14 protein-coding genes are annotated in these 18,116 nt (G+C 61.6%); all 14 read left to right on the top strand.

The genetic code is table 11. The features are described from left to right. The first annotated feature begins 55 nt into the window (after positions 1–55). The 14 genes from ACZ0AZ_RS08405 to ACZ0AZ_RS08340 all read left to right on the top strand — a co-directional run bounded on the left by ACZ0AZ_RS08405 (position 56) and on the right by ACZ0AZ_RS08340 (position 18,113). The gene (locus ACZ0AZ_RS08405) at positions 56–988 is read left to right on the top strand and encodes a DUF6402 family protein (protein WP_463537197.1); all 933 of its coding nucleotides are present in this window, start codon (positions 56–58) and stop codon (positions 986–988) included. A gap of 28 nt (positions 989–1,016) precedes the next feature. Next, positions 1,017–1,451 carry a hypothetical protein gene (locus ACZ0AZ_RS08400; RefSeq protein WP_463537196.1) on the top strand — a complete coding sequence of 145 codons (435 nt, stop codon included), beginning with the start codon at positions 1,017–1,019 and terminating at the stop codon, positions 1,449–1,451. A 49-nt stretch (positions 1,452–1,500) separates the two neighbouring features. Next, positions 1,501–3,288 carry a type VI secretion system baseplate subunit TssF gene (tssF, locus tag ACZ0AZ_RS08395; protein ID WP_039757337.1) on the top strand — a complete coding sequence of 596 codons (1,788 nt, stop codon included), beginning with the start codon at positions 1,501–1,503 and terminating at the stop codon, positions 3,286–3,288. Further along, positions 3,252–4,259 carry a type VI secretion system baseplate subunit TssG gene (tssG, locus tag ACZ0AZ_RS08390; protein ID WP_024014824.1) on the top strand — a complete coding sequence of 336 codons (1,008 nt, stop codon included), beginning with the start codon at positions 3,252–3,254 and terminating at the stop codon, positions 4,257–4,259. The genes tssF and tssG overlap by 37 nt, the downstream gene beginning before the upstream one ends. An 11-nt stretch (positions 4,260–4,270) precedes the next feature. Then, a complete protein-coding gene (gene tssH / locus ACZ0AZ_RS08385; RefSeq protein WP_463537195.1) occupies positions 4,271–6,928 on the top strand; it encodes a type VI secretion system ATPase TssH in 2,658 nt (885 codons plus the stop codon). A 10-nt stretch (positions 6,929–6,938) separates the two neighbouring features. Next, positions 6,939–8,459, top strand: a complete 1,521-nt coding sequence (locus ACZ0AZ_RS08380; RefSeq protein WP_463537194.1) for a sigma-54 interaction domain-containing protein — start codon at positions 6,939–6,941, stop codon at positions 8,457–8,459. A gap of 297 nt (positions 8,460–8,756) precedes the next feature. Next, positions 8,757–8,897 carry a hypothetical protein gene (locus ACZ0AZ_RS08375; protein WP_003229566.1) on the top strand — a complete coding sequence of 47 codons (141 nt, stop codon included), beginning with the start codon at positions 8,757–8,759 and terminating at the stop codon, positions 8,895–8,897. Between the two features lie 18 nt (positions 8,898–8,915). Next, positions 8,916–10,112 carry a type VI secretion system-associated FHA domain protein TagH gene (tagH, locus tag ACZ0AZ_RS08370; RefSeq protein WP_056790868.1) on the top strand — a complete coding sequence of 399 codons (1,197 nt, stop codon included), beginning with the start codon at positions 8,916–8,918 and terminating at the stop codon, positions 10,110–10,112. Between the two features lie 5 nt (positions 10,113–10,117). After that, entirely contained in the window at positions 10,118–10,618 is a 501-nt protein-coding gene (gene tssJ, locus ACZ0AZ_RS08365; RefSeq protein WP_016772509.1) for a type VI secretion system lipoprotein TssJ, read from the top strand. A 2-nt stretch (positions 10,619–10,620) separates the two neighbouring features. Next, a complete protein-coding gene (tssK, locus tag ACZ0AZ_RS08360) occupies positions 10,621–11,952 on the top strand; it encodes a type VI secretion system baseplate subunit TssK (protein WP_016772510.1) in 1,332 nt (443 codons plus the stop codon). Between the two features lie 5 nt (positions 11,953–11,957). Next, complete coding sequence (gene icmH, locus ACZ0AZ_RS08355) at positions 11,958–12,833, top strand: type IVB secretion system protein IcmH/DotU (RefSeq protein WP_129997957.1); 876 nt, start codon at positions 11,958–11,960, stop codon at positions 12,831–12,833. 14 nt (positions 12,834–12,847) lie between these two features. Next, positions 12,848–16,387 carry a type VI secretion system membrane subunit TssM gene (tssM, locus tag ACZ0AZ_RS08350; protein WP_463537193.1) on the top strand — a complete coding sequence of 1,180 codons (3,540 nt, stop codon included), beginning with the start codon at positions 12,848–12,850 and terminating at the stop codon, positions 16,385–16,387. Then, complete coding sequence (locus ACZ0AZ_RS08345; protein WP_016772513.1) at positions 16,387–17,115, top strand: PP2C family protein-serine/threonine phosphatase; 729 nt, start codon at positions 16,387–16,389, stop codon at positions 17,113–17,115. Before tssM ends, ACZ0AZ_RS08345 begins: the two co-directional genes overlap by 1 nt. Next, the gene (locus ACZ0AZ_RS08340) at positions 17,112–18,113 is read left to right on the top strand and encodes a serine/threonine-protein kinase (RefSeq protein ID WP_463537192.1); all 1,002 of its coding nucleotides are present in this window, start codon (positions 17,112–17,114) and stop codon (positions 18,111–18,113) included. The genes ACZ0AZ_RS08345 and ACZ0AZ_RS08340 overlap by 4 nt, the downstream gene beginning before the upstream one ends. Positions 18,114–18,116 lie beyond the last annotated feature (3 nt).

Here is an 18,116-nt window from a genome sequence, read left to right as displayed (position 1 = left end):
TCGGTGAGTCGACAGTGCTTGGGATTGCCCGGATTATTTATGCAAGGATTTTGAGATGGCGAAGACAGCGGTGACTGCAACCATGACTCCAGCGAGTAACAAGGCTGGGCAGTGTGCGATTGCAAAGCGCAAATTCGGTATCTCAGACATACCGGCAGCCATGGATAAAATGAAGTGGCCGACATCTGCTGCGCTGATGCGCCGATGGTTTTCTGGTAAACCATGGCCCACCGAAAACGGTGGAATGGACGCGGCTAGCAAACTCCACCAAAAGGAGATACCTGAGCAGTACATCGACGACTCGATCGTAAAGATGAGCTGGCTCCTTTCCTTTGAGCGCGTGCAGAAAGATTACGCATATCTAAAGTCCATGTGGAACAGTCCGAATGCGCAGAAGCAAATACGTTTCGCGATAATCAAGAAATATAAAGATCACGCCGACGGTAAGTATCCAGTGGTGTTCAATAGCGCCCGCGAAGCTGAAGAGTTTGGCTACAGCAATACCGTTTCCGTCACCATGGCGCAATGGCGTATGGACGTCCTTGACGACTTGCGGGGGGCGCTCGCCAACTACAATCTACGAGTCATAGCGCAAGGGCAAGTTGTCATTGCTGCCAAGAAAATAGAATTCCTAGTCGATGGGCTTGGATTTTACGTTGAAGACAGTTATGACTTTGGTGACGGTTCTGACTTCATTAGTCAGCCTCTCGGTTTCTGGAACTTTAACGGCACGGTGATTCCTCCGGAAGCCGCTGCACGTAACGTCAGTATCAACTCCAACCAAACTGCCATCATGGAAACAGGCGTTTTGGACGCTGCCGACGCGGCGGAAGTGTTCAAGGAGCTAGAAGGTGAGCGTTACTATCTGATTCAAAACAGTGACTTTGTCGAATACAGGCAGTGCCATGGCAAAGGCGGGGATTTTCGTGTGCTGTCCGATATCAAGTATGAAGCCGTCCCGCCATTCACTATTTCAATTTCAGGCTGATCGTGCGGCGGAAGGTGGTTGATAGATTATGTTTGTGAAGACTAAAGCGTTTCCGGGCCGCAGGAAAAAGATGTTGTGTATTGCAGCGTTGTTGATCATCTGCATCGCTGTTTTATTTCTGGTAGTTAACAAGATGCTTAACTTTCCGGCCAATGTGACGACTGTCGATACATCCGGGCGCTATCTTCTGGAAAATGTTCCAGTTGGCGGGATTCCTGGATTTGCTGGAATGGCCTACCTTCGAGTCATTGACAAACAACACCCGGAAGTAGTTTATCGCACTCCGCTTTACTCAACACAGTTGCTGGATATGCGCCTGACCGAGGATCAGAGCTCAGTGGGTGTTTATTGGATGTACTTCAACAAAGATAAAAAGACATTCGATATTGCTATGCCGCAATGGGAGTGGCATTGGATGAATATTTTTATCAGCAACACGCCCTATGTGCATCTGGAAAATTGATGAGCATTCGTGATGGATCGTAGAACCACTACCACCAAGCAGGTAACCCGTGTCCTTTAACCACTACTACCAAAGCGAACTCACCGCACTGCGCCAGCTCGGTCGCCGTTTCGCCGAGCGTAGTCCGGCGCTGGCGCCGTATCTGGGGCAGGCCGGGCGGGATCCGGATGTGGAGCGGTTGCTGGAAGGCTTTGCGTTTCTCACCGGGCGTTTGCGCCAGAAGCTCGACGACGAGCTGCCGGAGCTCAGCCATTCGTTGATGCAACTGTTGTGGCCGAACTACATGCGCCCGCTGCCGGCGTTCAGCATTCTGCAGTTCGATCCGCTCAAGCGCTCCGGTCCGGCGCTGCTGGTTGAGCGCGATACGCCGATCGAGAGCAAGCCGATCGAAGACGTGCGCTGCCGTTTCCGCACCTGCTACCCGACCGAGGTGTTGCCGCTGGATCTGGCCGCGCTGAACTACTCGGTGAAGGGCGATGGCTCGCTGCTCAGCCTGCGCCTGGAAATGAGCGCTGACGGCCACCTCGGCGAACTGGAGCTGAGCAAATTGCGCCTGCACTTTGCCGGCGAGCGTTACATCAGCCAGATGTTGTACCTGAGCCTGCTGCGCAACCTCGACGGCATCGAACTGATCCCGCTCGACGGCGCCGGCAAGCCGATCGATGGCGTCAGCGGCAAGCCGATGGCGTTCAAGATTCCCGGCGACCGGGTAAAACCGGTGGGCTTTGCCGAAGAAGAGGCGCTGATCCCCTATCCGCTGAACACCTTCCGTGGCTATCGCTATTTGCAGGAATACTTCGCCTTCCAGGACAAATTCCTCTTCGTCGACGTCAACGGTCTGGACATTCTCAAGGCGCTGCCGGAAGACACCCTCAAGCAGATGCGCGGCCTCGAATTGCGTTTTGACATTCGCAAGAGCGGCATCATGCGCATGCGCCCGACGCTCGATAACGTGAAGCTGTTCTGCACGCCGATCGTCAATCTGTTCGAGCACGATGCGCTGCCGATTCGTCTCGATGGCAAGCAGGACGAGTACCTCCTGCTGCCGGCGGAATACGACCTGGAAAACTGCGGTGTGTTCTCGGTGGAAACCGTCACTGGCTGGAAGCCCGGCGGTCTCGGTTATCAGGAATACGTGCCGTTCGAGTCCTTCGAGCACGACCCGAGTTTCGACGTGCCCAACAGCCGTCCGCATTACAGCATCCGCCAGCGTTCGTCGCTGTTGCATGACGGCCTCGACACTTACCTGAGCTTCGGCATTCGCCACACCGAAGCCCACGAAACCCTGTCGATCGAGCTGATGTGCACCAACCAGAACCTGCCGAAAAAGCTCAAGCTCGGCGACATCTGCATGGCCAGCGAGCAGACCCCGGAATTCCTCAGTTTCCGCAACATCACCCCGGCCACGTCGAGCTTCGCGCCGCCGCTGAACCGTGACTTCCTGTGGAAGCTGATCAGCAACATGTCGCTTAACTATCTGTCGCTGGCCGACGTCAATGCGTTGAAGGTGATTCTGGAAACCTACGACTTGCCTCGCTACTACGACCAGCACGCGGAAAAGGTCAGCAAACGCCTGCTCGGCGGCCTGAAGCACATCAAGCATCACCACGTCGACCGCCTGCATCGCGGTCTGCCGGTACGCGGTCTGCGCACCGAACTGACCATCGACCCGGAAGGCTATATCGGCGAAGGCGACCTGTTCGTCTTCGCTTCGGTTCTCAACGAGTTTTTCGCGCTTTACGCCAGTCTCAATTCATTCCATGAGCTGCGGGTAAAAAGCACACAGGGAGAGGTGTACCAATGGACACCACGTATGGGCCTGCAGCCTCTGCTTTAAGCGGGCTGACCAAGGTAATACGCGAGTACTCGCTGTTTCAGGCCGTGCTGCTGGTGATCGACCGGCTGCGCGAGGCACACCCGCATCTGAGCGAAGACGATCTGTACGATCAGGTCGAGTTTCAGGCCAACCCGAGCCTGGGCTTTCCGCGCAGCGACGTCGATCGCGTGGAGTTTTTCGAAGAGCACGGCAAGATGCGCGCGCGCATGCGTTTCAACCTGATCGGTCTGGTCGGCTCCGGTTCGCCGCTGCCGGCGTTTTACGGCGAACAGGCTCTGGGCGACAGCGAAGACGGCAACCCGACACGCAATTTCCTCGACCTGTTCCACCACCGCCTGCAACGGCTGATGCTGCCGATCTGGCGCAAGTACCGCTACCGCGCGAGCTTCCAGAGCGGCGCGATCGACCCGTTCTCGGCGCAGCTGTTTGCGTTGATCGGCCTGGGCGGCGACGAGATCCGCAAGGCCAAGGAACTCAACTGGAAACGCCTGCTGCCGTACCTCGGCCTGCTCAGTTTGCGAGCGCACTCGGCGGCGTTGATCGAAGCCGTGCTGCGTTACTACTTCAAGCACGAAGACCTGGTCATCGAGCAGTGCATCGAGCGCCGCGTGGAAATTCTCGACGAGCAGCGCAATCGTTTGGGCCGCGCCAACAGCGTACTCGGCGAAGACCTGGTGCTGGGCGAACACGTGCGCGATCGCAGCGGCAAATTCCGCATTCACATCACCGAACTCGACTGGCAGCGATTCCATGAATTCCTGCCGATCGGTTTCGGCTACCAGCCGCTCTGCGCGCTGGTGCGGTTCACCTTGCGTGACCCGCTCGATTACGACATTCGCCTGGTCCTGCGCCAGGAAGAAATCCGCGAGCTGCGCATCGGTGAGCAGAACGCCTGTCGCCTCGGTTGGACCAGTTGGCTGGGCCGCGAAAAAGCGGACGGCGTGGTGACCCTGGGCAGCAAAATTCATTAAGGACGTGAGCCATGATCAACGTAGACCTGCAACAACTCATCCAGGCGCTGGACGCCGAAACCCGTCGTGATCTGGAGCGTTCGGCGGAGCGTTGCGTCGCCCGTGGCGGCAGCAAGATTCTGGTCGAAGACTTGCTGCTGGGCTTGCTCGAACGCCCGAACGGCTTGCTGTCGCGCGCGTTGCAAGATGCTGACGTCGACGCCGGTGAACTGACCGCTGCACTGCAATCGCGGGTCGAGCACAGCGCTTCGCGCAACCCGGTGTTCGCCCCGGAACTGGTGCAGTGGCTGCAAGACGCACTGCTGGTGGCCAACCTCGAACTGGGCCAGACCCAGGTTGAAGACGCGGCGCTGATCCTCGCGCTGCTGCGCAATCCGATGCGTTATGCCGGCAGCCGTTATCAGCCGCTGCTCGCCAAGCTGAACATCGATCGCCTGAAAGAATTTGCCCTGTCGCAACAGGAGCAACCGGCGGCCAATGGCAAACCGGCGGCGCAAGGCGAATCGCTCTTGCAGCGCTTCACCCACAACCTGACCCAACAGGCCCGCGACGGCAAACTCGATCCGGTGCTGTGCCGTGACGGCGCGATTCGGCAGATGGTCGACATCCTCGCCCGTCGCCGCAAGAACAACCCGATTGTCGTCGGTGAGGCCGGTGTCGGTAAGACCGCCATCGTCGAAGGTCTGGCTTCGCGCATCGCTGCTGGTGAAGTGCCGCAGGTGCTCAAAGGCGTTGAATTGCTGTCGCTGGACATGGGCCTGTTGCAGGCCGGCGCCAGCGTCAAAGGTGAATTCGAGCGTCGTTTGAAAGGCGTGATCGACGAGGTCAAAGCCTCGCCGAAACCGATCATTCTGTTCATCGACGAAGCCCACACGCTGATCGGCGCGGGCGGCAATGCCGGCGGTTCCGACGCGGCCAACCTGCTGAAACCGGCGCTGGCCCGTGGCGAACTGCGCACCATCGCCGCGACCACCTGGGCCGAGTACAAGAAATACTTCGAGAAAGACCCGGCGCTGGCCCGTCGCTTCCAGCCCGTGCAACTGCACGAACCGACTGTCAGCGAAGCGGTGACCATTCTGCGTGGTCTGGCTCAGGTCTACGAGAAGAGCCACGGCATCTACCTGCGCGATGACGCGGTGGTGTCCGCTGCTGAATTGTCCGCGCGTTACCTGGCCGGTCGGCAATTGCCGGACAAGGCTGTCGACGTCCTCGACACTGCGTGCGCCCGCGTGCGCATCAGCCTCGCTGCGGCCCCGGAAAGTCTCGAGCGCCTGCGTGGCGAACTGGCTGAAGGTGGCCGTCAGCGCCAGGCGCTGCGCCGCGATGCCGAAGCTGGCTTGCTGATCGACCACGAAGCGCTGGAGGCACTGGAAGCGGGGCTGGACGAAGCCGAAAGCGAGATGGTTGCGCTCGAGACCTTGTGGACTGAGCAAAAAGCACTGGCCGAGCGCCTGCTGGAACTGCGTCAGCAACTGGCCAAGGCCCGCGAAGCCGCAGCCGTCGAGCCGACCGTCAGCGTTGAAGAAGACGCCGAAGGCACCGTGATTGAAACCGTGGTCGCCGAGGTTGAAGAAGGCCAAAGCGTCGAAGCGCTGGAAGCCCAGCTGCATGAAACCCACGCCGCGCTGACCGCTGCGCAAGTTAAAGAGCGTCTGGTCAGCTTCGAAGTCTGCCCGCGTCTGGTTGCCGAAGTGATCAGCGCCTGGACCGGCGTGCCGTTGGCGCAGCTGGCCCGCGAGCACAACGCCAAGGTCGCCAGTTTTGCCACCGATTTGCGCACACGCATCCGTGGTCAGGAGCAAGCCGTGCACGCGCTGGATCGCTCGATGCGCGCCACCGCTGCCGGTCTGAACAAGCCTGACGCACCGGTCGGTGTGTTCCTGCTGGTCGGCCCGAGCGGCGTCGGCAAAACCGAAACCGCGCTGGCACTGGCGGACCTGCTGTATGGCGGCGATCGCTTCATCACCACCATCAACATGTCCGAATTCCAGGAGAAGCACACCGTCTCGCGCCTGATCGGTGCGCCACCGGGCTACGTCGGTTACGGCGAGGGCGGCATGCTCACCGAAGCCGTGCGTCAGAAGCCGTATTCGGTGGTGTTGCTCGATGAAGTCGAGAAGGCTGATCCGGACGTGCTCAATCTGTTCTACCAAATCTTCGACAAAGGCGTGGCCAACGACGGCGAGGGTCGCGAGATCGACTTCCGCAACACGTTGATCCTGATGACCTCGAACCTCGGTAGCGACAAGATCAGCGATCTCTGCGAAAACGGCGCACGGCCGACCGCCGAAGTGCTCGAAGAAACCATTCGCCCGGTGCTCAGCAAACACTTCAAACCGGCGCTGCTGGCGCGAATGAAAGTGGTGCCGTACTACCCGGTGGGCGGCCCGGTGCTGCGCGAGCTGATCGAGATCAAACTCGGCCGTCTCGGCGAGCGCCTGAACCGTCGTCAGCTGGACTTCAGCTGGTGCCAGAACCTCGTCGATCACCTGTCCGAGCGCTGCACGCAAAGCGAAAGCGGCGCGCGCCTGATCGATCATCTGCTCGATCAACACGTACTGCCGCTGGTGGCCGACCGTTTGCTCGACGCGATGGCGACCGGCGAAAGCCTCAAGCGTGTGCATGCCACGCTCGACGGCAACTCCAGCGTGACGTGCGAGTTCGTCTGAGGTGGGCGTGATGTTCACTCAGGTGCCGCAGCCACTGGTCTACGCCGAAGCGTTGCTGGCGCAGTTCGCCAGTCTGTCGCGCGCGGCGGACAGTGCTGCGCTGCTGGGTGAATTCGTTCGTGGGCTGGCCGAGCTGAGCGGCTGCGAACTGACGCAGCTGTACCTGCTCGACGCCACCCACACCTGCCTGGGGATGAATGCCGAGTGCCTCGACGGCGCGCTGCAACCGCGTCAGGCGGCGAGCCTTCCAGCCGATTACAACGGTGAACAACTGCTGCAATTCGCCCTGTGCCAGAACCGCGTGGTGTGCCTCGACGACCTGACCGGCAGCCTGCACGAAACCAGTTTTCTGCCGGCGGCGAGCACGCCGTGGCAGTCGCTGTTGTGCGTGCCGCTGGTCAATCAGCACAAGTCGGTCGAGGGCTTGCTGCTCTGCGCCAGCCGCCGGCGTACTGACCTGCAAGGTTTCGCCGATTCCCTCGGCCAACTCGGCTCGTTCGTGCTCGGCCAACTGCATCTGCTGCAACGCCTGCGTCAGCCAACCGCCGAATTGGTCACGGCTACACGCAGCGTGCCGAGCATCAGCGGCTACGGCCTGATCGGCAAAAGCGCGGCGATGCGCCAGACCTACTCGCTGATCAGCAAGATCCTCCACAGCCCGTACACCGTGCTGTTGCGTGGCGAGACCGGCACCGGCAAGGAAGTGGTGGCGCGGGCGATTCACGATTGCGGCCCGCGTCGCTCCCAGGCGTTCATCGTGCAGAACTGCGCAGCGTTCCCGGAAAACCTGCTGGAAAGCGAGCTGTTCGGCTACCGCAAAGGCGCCTTCACCGGTGCCGATCGCGACCGTGCCGGGCTGTTCGATGCGGCCAATGGCGGCACGTTGCTGCTCGACGAAATCGGTGACATGCCGTTGTCGCTGCAAGCGAAGATTCTGCGTGTGTTGCAGGAAGGCGAGATTCGTCCGCTGGGTTCCAACGACACCCACAAGATCGACGTGCGCATCATCGCCGCGACGCACCGTGATCTGGCGGCGCTGGTCAGCGAAGGCAAGTTCCGCGAGGACCTGTATTACCGCCTCAAGCAATTCCCGATCGAACTGCCGGCCCTGCGTCAGCGCGAAGGCGACATCCTCGACCTGGCCCGGCATTTCGCCGAGAAGACCTGCACGTTTCTGCAGCGTGATCCGGTGCGCTGGTCGGACTCGGCGCTGGAGCATCTATGCGGTTACACCTTTCCCGGCAACGTTCGCGAACTCAAGGCACTGGTCGAGCGTGCGGTGTTGCTCTGCGAGGGCGGCGAATTGCTCGCCGAGCATTTTTCCCTGCGCCTGGAAGCGATGCCCGAAGACAACAGCGGCCTGAATCTGCGCGAACGCCTGGAGCAGGTCGAGCGCACATTGCTGCTCGATTGCCTGCGCAAGAACGACGGCAACCAGACCCTCGCCGCCCGTGAACTGGGCCTGCCACGGCGCACGCTGCTGTACCGCCTCGGGCGCCTGAATATCAATTTGGGTGACTTTGATGGTTGAGCTACAGCACTTCTTCGAACCCAACACATACCCAGTGGCGAGGGAATTTATCCCCGTCCGGCTGCGCAGTAGTCGCAGTCCGGTAAATACGGTTTCACTGAGAGACCGCGCTGGCAGGTTTTGGGGGCGCTGCGCACCCCAACGGGGACAAGTCCCCTCGCCACGGGAGGTCGCCGTACCTCCAGGCTATGGCTCAAGGCCCCGATCTAGAGGCTTCGAGCCCACCTCAAAAACTTATTTCAGCGCCGCCCGCAAGAGTCGGCGCTTTGTGCTTTGTCTACACCTGGAGACCCTCTGATGTCTGTTCGTCACTGGCACGCTGTCCTGCTGACCCTCGTCGTTCTATGCGGCCTTGGCGGCTGTAGCGGCAATTACAAATTCAACGACAACGACTATCGCCCGTTGGGTGATCCGCAAGCGGTCAATCGCGGCAAGTGACCGCAAGGAGCATCAAACATGGAATTGGTTTTCGAAATGCTGAACACCAAGCAGTTCGTGCCCACCGAGCTGTGCCAGCGGACCTTCAAGCAGGCCGGTGGCGTGATCGGGCGCGGCGAGGACTGCGACTGGATCATCCCTGACCGCAAGCGTCACCTGTCCAATCACCACGCGATTGTCAGCTACCGCGAGGGCTCGTTCTTCCTCACCGACACCAGCAGCAACGGTGTCCAGGACGGCAGCAGCGGCGCACGCCTGCACAAGGGCGAGCCGGTGCGCATCGAGCACGGCAGCACTTACATTCTCGGCGACTTCGAAATCCGCGCGCGGCTGGTCCGTGACCCGGCGACCTTCGACGGCGAAGTCGGCCGCCCGCGCGCCGCTGGCAGCATCATTCCGGACGACGCGTTCCTCGACCTCGACCCGCTCAACGCCCTCGAACAGCAAGAGCGCGTGTACTCGGAAATCGACGAACTGCTGTCGCCCACCGCCAAGCCGGAAGACTCCCGTCAACGTGCCGACTACGCGCGCATCGACATGGAAAGCCTGATGGTCCCGGAGCTGATCGCCGCCCCGGTCGAACCTGAGCCGGCGCCTGCACCGAAAGCCGTCGAGCGTCAGAGCGAAGGTTTCTGGGAGCACTTCGGCGCGGCGCTGGGCGTCGACGTCAAAGGCCTCAGCCACGACGAACGCGAAGCGCTGGCGCTCAACGCTGCGCGCTTGCTGCGCCAGAGCATCGGCGGTTTGCAGCAGAGCCTGCGGACCCGCTCCGAACTGAAAAACGAATTGCGTCTGGCCCAGACCACTGTGCAAGGCACCAACAAGAACCCGCTGAAATTTGCCGTCGATCCGAGCGAAGCACTGCAGATTCTGTTGCAGCCAAGCAAGCCCGGCCATCTGCCGGCCGAGCAGGCGATCTCCCGCGCATTCCGTGATCTGCAGGCGCACCAAGTGGCTTTGCTCACCGCCAGTCGCGCCGCCGTGCGTGGCACGCTGGAGCACTTCTCGCCAGAACAATTGACCCTGCGGTTCGAGCGTGACAACAAGCCATTGATCGCCACTTCGGGCGGGCGCTGGAGAGCATTCGGCCGCTACCACCAGGCACTGCGTCAGGACGATGACTGGAGCGAGCGTCTGCTGGCCCGCGACTTTGCCCAGGCTTACGAAGAACAGATCCGCCTGATCTCCACCCTCCACACCGACCACCAAGGATGATGCGCATGTCTCGCCGCTCGACCGCTTTTTTCAAGACGCTGACTGCACTCACCGTGCTGGTGCTGCTCGCTGGTTGCTCGTCGCTGTCGCCGTACTCGAAAGTGACCAAGATCAACCTCAAGCTGACCGGCAGCGATCAGCTCAACCCGGACCTCAACGGGCGGCCGTCGCCGATCGTCGTGCGCCTGTTCGAACTCAAGCACCCGGTGACCTTCGAAAATGCTGATTTCTTCAGCCTCTACGAACGCGCCAAGGAATCCCTCAACCCGGACCTGGTGGCCAGCGAAGAACTCGAACTGCGCCCGGGTGAAACCGTGGAACTGAAACTCAGCGTGGAGGAGGGCAGCCGTTACGTAGGCATCCTCGCTGCCTATCGCGACCTGCCGGATACCCAATGGCGGCACACCGTGCAGATCACTCCGCTGGAACTCACCGAGGCTGATCTGACCCTCGATCAGGCCGGTATCCGCAACACCCAACAAGTGCTCGCCAAGGCGGATGACTGATCATGAACACCCATAAAGTCATTTGGCAGGAAGGCATGCTGCTGCGACCGCAGCACTTCCAGCACAACGATCGTTATTACGATCACCAGATGAAAACCCGCACGCAATTGCTCGGTGGCTACACCTGGGGTTTTCTCAATCTGGAAATCGACTTGCAGTTCCTCAACATGGGCAAACTGGTGATCAGTGAAGCCTCGGGGATCCTGCCGGACGGCAGCCTGTTCGAACTCGGTGGCAACACCGAACCGCTGGCGCTGGACGTGCCGCCGAACACCGGCAACACGCCGATCTATCTGGCGCTGCCTCTGGTCACCGGCAACCACATCGAGGCCCGGCGCCCGGAGCAATCCGATGTGCTCGCGCGCTACACCGCGTATGACGCCGAAGTCGCCGACTCCAACGCCGGCGACGATTCCGCCAGCCAGGTCAGCTGCGGTCGTCCGGATTTCAAGCTGTTGCTCGGCGAGCAGCAGAGCGACCAGGCCTACGTGAAGCTGAAGATCTGTGACGTGCTCGACACCACGCCCGACGGCGTGATCAGCCTCGACCCGGATTTCGTCCCGACCTACATTCAGGCCCACGCCTCCAGCTACCTGCTGTCGTGCCTGAAAGAAGTCATCAGCATGCTCAGCCACCGTGGCGACACCATCGCCGAGCGGATTCGCTCCAACGGCAAGGTCGGCGGCGCTGAAGTCGGCGACTTCATGATGCTGCAACTGATCAACCGCACCGAACTGCTGCTGCGCCATTACCTCGGTCTTGAGCAGGTGCACCCGGAAGAGTTGTATCGCACGCTGCTGACCATGCTCGGCGATCTGGCGACCTTCTCCGGCGAGAGCAAACGCCCGCGTCTGGACAGCCGCTATTCCCACGCCGATCAGGGCGCGAGTTTCCGCAAACTGATGGAAGCGATCCGTCAGGTGCTGTCGATGGTGCTCGAACAGCACGCCATCGAGTTGATCCTGCAGGCGCGTCAGTACGGCATCATCGTCTCGCCGTTGCACGATCACAAACTGCTCGGCTCGGCCTCGTTCGTGCTGGCAGCCAGTGCCAATTGCGACTCCGAAGAACTGCGTCAGCGTTTGCCACAGCACCTCAAGGTCGGCCCGGTGGAGCGCATCCGCCAACTGGTCAACCTGCACTTGCCGGGGATCAAGGTCAAACCGTTGCCGGTGGCCCCACGGCAGATCGCATTCCACTCGAACAAAACCTATTTCATCCTCGAACTCAGTTCCGAAGACCTGGCACAACTCGAGCGCTCCGGCGGTTTCGCGTTCCACGTGTCCGGCGAATTCGCCGAGCTTGAACTGAAATTCTGGGCCATCAGGAACTGACCGACATGATCAAGGAAACGGATTACAACCAGGACGACAAAACCGTCCTGCTCGACCGTCAGGGCCACGGACCGGCATCGAGTCCGCTGACCGACTTCGCCGCGCCGCCGCGTTTCGAGCAACTGGAAGAACGCATGATCTACGCCGCGCGCCTGCGTCCGGCGGAGGCGTTCAACATCAGCCTCAATTCGCTGGTCGCGGCCTCGTCCGACCTGCTCTCGGAAGTGGTGCGCCTCAAGCACAGCGAAACCCGTGAAGACCTGTACGCGCTGAATGAGCGTCTGACCGCCGGGCTGAAGTTGTTTGAAGTACGCGCCCTGCACAATGGCGCAGAAAGCAGCCAGGTAATGGCCGCGCGATACGTGCTCTGCACCGTGGTCGACGAAGCCGTCGTGACCACGCCGTGGGGCAACGAAAGCGAGTGGTCGCAGATGAGCCTGCTGAGCAGCTTCCACAACGAAACCTTCGGCGGCGAGAAGTTTTTCCAGCTGCTCGATCGGCTGTCGAAAAACCCGGTCAAGCACCTGCCAATGCTCGAACTGATGTACCTGTGCCTGTCCCTCGGTTTCGAGGGCAAATACCGCGTCCAGGCACGCGGCATGCTTGAGCTTGAAGGCATCCGCGACGCCTTGTACCGGCAGATCCGTCAGTTGCGTGGCGACGTGCCGCGCGAGTTGTCGCCGCACTGGGAAGGCCTCAACGATCAGCGCCGCAACCTGGTGCGCATCGTGCCGGCGTGGATGGTGGTGCTCTTTACTCTGGTCTGCCTGGCGGTGATGTATTCGGGCTTCGCCTGGGTCCTGAGCGAACAACGCGACACCGTTCTGCATCCTTATCAGCCGCTTGATCCAGCCGCGGTACAACCGCAGGCGCAGCCGTAAAACAGGGACGTGTGATGAAAAAGTTTTTCAAGAAAGTCGGCGCCTTCCTGCGCCAGACCTGGGTCTGGACTCTGCTGCTGGTGCTGTTCGTGGCGCTGCTGGTGTGGTTCGTCGGCCCGTTGTTGGCGGTCGATGATTACAAGTTCTGGGAAAGCGCGACCTCGCGCCTGCTGACCATCAGCGTGCTGTTCCTGATCTGGGGCCTGACCATGGTCTTCGTCAGCTGGCGCGCGGGTATCCGCAAGAAAGCCGAGGAAGAAAGCGAGGACGGTCAGGACCGCATTCGCCGCGAAGAGCTGATCGACGAAGAACAGAAAGAGTTGAAGGCGCGTTTCAAGGACGCGCTGAAAACCCTTAAGACGTCGAGCCTGTATCGCGGTCGCAGCGAGCGCTGGCGCAGTGACTTGCCGTGGTACCTGCTGATCGGTCCGCAGGCCTCGGGCAAGACCAGCCTGCTGGACTTTTCCGGTCTGGAATTCCCGATCAACAAGATCGACCGCAAGCTGACCCGCGACACCCTCGGCACCCGTCATTGCGACTGGTATTTCGCCGATCACGGTGTCCTGATCGACACCGCCGGGCGCTACACCACTCAACCGGACGCGGAAGTCGACGGCAACGCCTGGACCACCCTGCTGGAACTGCTGCGCAAGCGTCGTCGCGGCCGTCCGTTGAACGGCGTGCTGGTGACCATTCCGGTGGAAACCCTCACCGGCGGCAGCGAGCAGGACATCGACACCCTCGCGCGCCAAGTGCGCAGCCGTCTGCAGGACGTGCACCAGAAACTGCACGTCGACGTGCCGGTGTATCTGGTCCTGAGCAAGGCTGACAAGCTGCTCGGCTTCGACGAGTTCTTCGATCAACTGACCCGCGAAGAAAGCGATCAAGTGCTCGGCACCAGTTTCCGCAAGGATCAGGTCGGCACCGACGTCGCGGTCCTGCGCAACGAGTTCGAAGAGCTGCTGCGCCGCTTGAACAGCCAAGTGATCATGCGCATGCACTCCGAGCGCGATACTCAGCGCCGTGGCCGCATCCTCGACTTCCCGCATCAGTTGGGGCAGATCGGCGAGCGTCTGTGCCTGTTCGTCGACATGGCGTTCACCGGCAACCGTTATCAGCGCGCGACCCAACTGCGCGGTTTCTATCTGACCAGCGCACCGCACCTGACCCAGGAAATGGATTCGACCACCGCCGGCATCGGCGCCAGCCTGGGCATGAACGCCGGCGTGCTGCCGACTCTGCGCAGCGGTCGTTCGCGGTTCATCCACCACTTGCTCAGCCAGGTGATTTTCCCCGAGGCCGATCTGGCCGGTCTGGACAAGCGCGAGCGCAGCCGCATTCATTGGGGCCAGCGTGCGCTGTACGTCGGCGCTCTGGCGGCACTGGCACTGTTCGGCATGCTCTGGGCCGGTGGTTTCTCGGCCAACTACGAGCGTCTGGAAAACCTGCGCACGCTGGCGCAGAACTGGACCCAGCAACGCTCGGCCGTGACGCCGCGCGATGACGCCATGGGCGTGTTGAAAGTGCTCGACACCAGCTACGCCGCGACTCAGGTGTTCCCGAGCAAGGGCGACGTCTCGTACCACGAACGTGGCGGCCTGTATCAGGGCGAAGAAATCAACCCGGTGGTGAAAACCGCCTACGAGCGTGAGCTGGAAGCGCAGTTGCTGCCACGGGTCGCAACCATGCTCGAAGGGCAGATCCGCGCCAACATGAAGGACCGCGATCGCCTGCTCAACAGCCTGCGTGCGTACCTGATGCTGAACATGAAGGACCGTCGCGATGCGGCGTGGCTCAAGGACTGGGTCGCCACTGACTGGTCGCAGCGCTACACCGGCAACACCGCGGTGCAGAACGGTCTGAATACGCACCTCGAGCGCTTGCTCAAGCAGCCGTTCATTTATCCGCTGAACGATCAACTGGTCACGCAGGCGCGTCAGGTCCTGCGCAGCGAATCGTTGGCCAACGTGGTGTATCGCATGCTCCGCGAGCAGGCGCGCAACCTGCCGGACTACCGCTTCAGCCAACACCTCGGCCCGCAGGGCTCGTTGTTCATCGGCACTGAATACGTGATCCCGGGTTTCTACACCCAGCAGGGTTATCAGCAGTATTTCTCGGTGCAGGGCGCCGCGCTGGTCACCGATATCCTGCGTGACAACTGGGTGCTGGGCGAAGGCGCGGGCATCAGCGACATGGACTTGCGTCGCCTGATGGTCGAGCTGGAGCAGCTGTACTTCCGCGACTACGCCAACTACTGGAGCGAAGCCGTTGGCCAGGTCGCACTGCCACCCATCAGCGACGCCGGCGAAGGCGCCGAGCAACTGGCGGGCCTGACGTCGGCCAACTCGCCGGTCCTCGCGCTGCTCACCGAAGTGCGTGAAAACACCCGCTTCGAATCCGCTGCTGATCCGGTCGATGAAGCCGGCGAAGCCGCCGATGCGCTGGCCGGGCAGAAAGGCAAACTGGGCAAGGTCGGCAAACTCGCCGCGGCTGCCGCCGACAAGGCTTCGGCGCTGAACGTGGCGAAGAACCTGCCGGACACCGCGAAGAAATCCCTGCAACGCCGCTTCGAACCGCTGCATCGTCTGCTCGACGACAACAACGGCCCGGGCGCCGACCTGACGCCAGCGTTCAGCGCGCTCAACGACCTGCAACTGCAACTGGCCGGTCTGGCCCGTTCCAGCACGCCGGAGCAAGCCGCATTCGAGATGGCCAAGACGCGCATGAGCGGCCAGCGTGATGCGCTGACCAACCTGCGCAATGCCTCCGGTCGTCTGCCGCGTCCGCTGAGCGTGTGGTTCAACGTGCTGGCCGAGGACTCGTGGCGCCTGGTGCTCAACGATGCCTATCAATACCTGAACGGCCGTTATCAGAACGAGCTGTACAGCGTGTATGGCAAAACCATCAGCAAGCGCTATCCGTTCAGCGCCAGCAGCACCAGCGACGTGGCGATCAGCGACTTCCGTGAGTTTTTCCGCGCTCAAGGTACTGTCGATCGCTTCTTCGACAGCTACATGCGTCCATTCGTCAGCGGCGATCCGGGCAACTACCGCATGCGCAGCGTCGACGGTCACAGCCTGCCGGTATCGAAGGTCTACCTCGATCAGATGGCGGCGGCGCAGACCATTCGCCAAAGCTTCTTCTCGATCAACCCGGCCGAGCCGACCGTGCAGTTCAAGCTTGAGCCGTACACCCTCGATCCGGCGGTCAGCCGCTCCGAATTCAAGTTCGGTGACAAGACCATGGAATACCGTCACGGCCCGATCCTGCCAATGACCTTCAAGTGGCCGACCGATGCTGAAGACGGTCGCACCAGTCTGGTCATGGACAAGATGGCGGGGCGTCCGATCGGCATCGAGAAGAATTCCGGCCCATGGTCGCTGTTCCGTTTGTTCGACCTGATGCAGACCGAGTACCTGAACGGTCGTGACGTGCTGGTACTGAAAGCCGACGTGGGCGGCCTGCGCGCCAACTACCTGCTGACCAGCCAGCGCACGCCGAACCCGTTCGACATGGGCGTGCTGCGCACCTTCCGCATGCCGGTGCAGCTCTGATGCTGGTGGCCAGTCCCTGGCGCAGCGCGGCGCGTACCGACCCGGGCAAGGTGCGGGCGCGCAACGAAGATGCCTTCCTCGACTCGCCGCAGCATGGTCTGTGGGTGGTCGCGGACGGCATGGGCGGTCATCAGGGTGGCGACATCGCCAGCCAGTTGATCGTCGCCAGCCTGGCTGAGTTGCCGCAACACGAGGACTTCGACGAACGCCTCAAAGCCATCCGCCAGTGCCTGCACTGGCTGAACCGGCGCCTGGGGCAGGAGTTGACCGTCACTGCCGGGCGTCACGACAGCATCATGGGCAGCACCGTCGTCGCGCTGCTGGTGGAAGGCAATCGCGCGGCCTGTATCTGGGCCGGCGACAGCCGTTGCTACCTGTGGCGCGGGCAGCGGTTGTATCAGCTGTCCAAGGACCACTCGCTGCAACAGCAACTGATCGACGAGCAGCAAATGAGCGTCGAACAGGCGGCAGCGCACCCGGCGGCTCAGGCACTCACCCGAGCCGTCGGCGCCGCCGACACACTGACCCTGGATGTACTCGAGCTTGAGGTTTATCCGGGCGATGTGTTTTTGCTCTGCAGCGATGGTTTGTATCAGGGCTTGAGCAGCGATGCCCTCGGCAACGCCCTCAGCCTCAGCGCGCCGCACGTGGCGCTGGAACGTTTGTTCGACGGCGCTCTACGGGGCGCCGCGCGCGACAACCTGACTGCCGTGGTGATCCGCCAATGAGTGAACTCGAATCGCCCATCGATGACTTGCTGATCAGCGACGAGCAGGCCAACAACCTGACCTACTTCGCCTTCGCCAAGGGCAACCAGGCCGAACCGTTGCTGGCGCCTACCAAGGCCAGCATCGGTGCGCTGCCGGATGTACTCGCCGGTCGCTACCACCTCGAGCGTCTGCTCGGGGCCGGTGGCATGGGCGCCGTTTACCGGGCGCGGGATCTGCTGCACGAGCAGTTCGGCGATCCCGATCCTTACATTGCGCTGAAAATCCTCAGCGAAGAATTTGCCGAATCGCCGGACGCCAGTGCCTTGCTTTACAGCGAGTTCGCCCTGACCCGACGCCTGCGCCACGACAACGTCGTGCGTGCGCACACCTTTGAAGTCGACACCGATTGCCAGCGGGCCTTCATCACCATGGAATACATGCGTGGCCTGACCCTGGACAAATTGCTGTGCGAGCGGCCCCTCGGCCTGCCGTGGCAAGAATTGCGTGACATCGTCCTGCCGCTGCTCGACACGTTGGCCTACGCCCACCGTCGCGGCGTGCTGCACGGTGATCTGAAACCGAGCAACGTCATGCTCAGCGAAGACGGCCTGCGCCTGTTCGACTTCGGTCTGGGGCAGGCAGAGGAGGGCACCTTGCCCGGTCTGCCTCACCTGAGCCGCGAGCGCTTCAACGCCTGGACCCCGGGCTACGCCGCCCCCGAACTGCTTGAGGGCCAACCGTTGTCGGCCAGCGCGGACGTGTACGGCGTGGCCTGCGTGATCTATGAACTGGCGGGCGGCAAACACCCGTTCCGCCGCTTACCCTCGACCCAGGCCCGCGACGAGCACCTGGAGCGCGAGCTGCGCGCCCCAGCGAATCTACCCCAGCACGGCTGGCAAGCGCTGCGAACCGCGCTGAGCTTCAACCCGGCAGAACGCACCATCACTGCCCAACAATTGCGTGACGCCTTGGGCGCCACTTCGTCCTGGCTGCAACGTCTGCGACTTCGGGCGTAACGG

This window comes from Pseudomonas sp. AC239, assembly GCF_979258545.1.
The sequence above is the reverse complement of the archived record's forward strand: the minus strand, read 5'-3'. Positions and strand labels throughout refer to the sequence as shown.

What these genes read in the sequence shown, in the direction of transcription:
- ACZ0AZ_RS08405 (WP_463537197.1), top strand. Translation starts at nt 56, where the DNA reads ATGGCGAAGACAGCGGTGACTGCAACCATGACTCCAGCGAGTAACAAG.
- tagH (WP_056790868.1), top strand. Translation starts at nt 8,916, where the DNA reads ATGGAATTGGTTTTCGAAATGCTGAACACCAAGCAGTTCGTGCCCACC.
- tssJ (WP_016772509.1), top strand. Translation starts at nt 10,118, where the DNA reads ATGTCTCGCCGCTCGACCGCTTTTTTCAAGACGCTGACTGCACTCACC.
- tssG (WP_024014824.1), top strand. Translation starts at nt 3,252, where the DNA reads ATGGACACCACGTATGGGCCTGCAGCCTCTGCTTTAAGCGGGCTGACC.
- icmH (WP_129997957.1), top strand. Translation starts at nt 11,958, where the DNA reads ATGATCAAGGAAACGGATTACAACCAGGACGACAAAACCGTCCTGCTC.
- ACZ0AZ_RS08375 (WP_003229566.1), top strand. Translation starts at nt 8,757, where the DNA reads ATGTCTGTTCGTCACTGGCACGCTGTCCTGCTGACCCTCGTCGTTCTA.
- ACZ0AZ_RS08380 (WP_463537194.1), top strand. Translation starts at nt 6,939, where the DNA reads ATGTTCACTCAGGTGCCGCAGCCACTGGTCTACGCCGAAGCGTTGCTG.
- ACZ0AZ_RS08345 (WP_016772513.1), top strand. Translation starts at nt 16,387, where the DNA reads ATGCTGGTGGCCAGTCCCTGGCGCAGCGCGGCGCGTACCGACCCGGGC.
- tssK (WP_016772510.1), top strand. Translation starts at nt 10,621, where the DNA reads ATGAACACCCATAAAGTCATTTGGCAGGAAGGCATGCTGCTGCGACCG.
- tssM (WP_463537193.1), top strand. Translation starts at nt 12,848, where the DNA reads ATGAAAAAGTTTTTCAAGAAAGTCGGCGCCTTCCTGCGCCAGACCTGG.
- tssH (WP_463537195.1), top strand. Translation starts at nt 4,271, where the DNA reads ATGATCAACGTAGACCTGCAACAACTCATCCAGGCGCTGGACGCCGAA.
- ACZ0AZ_RS08340 (WP_463537192.1), top strand. Translation starts at nt 17,112, where the DNA reads ATGAGTGAACTCGAATCGCCCATCGATGACTTGCTGATCAGCGACGAG.
- ACZ0AZ_RS08400 (WP_463537196.1), top strand. Translation starts at nt 1,017, where the DNA reads ATGTTTGTGAAGACTAAAGCGTTTCCGGGCCGCAGGAAAAAGATGTTG.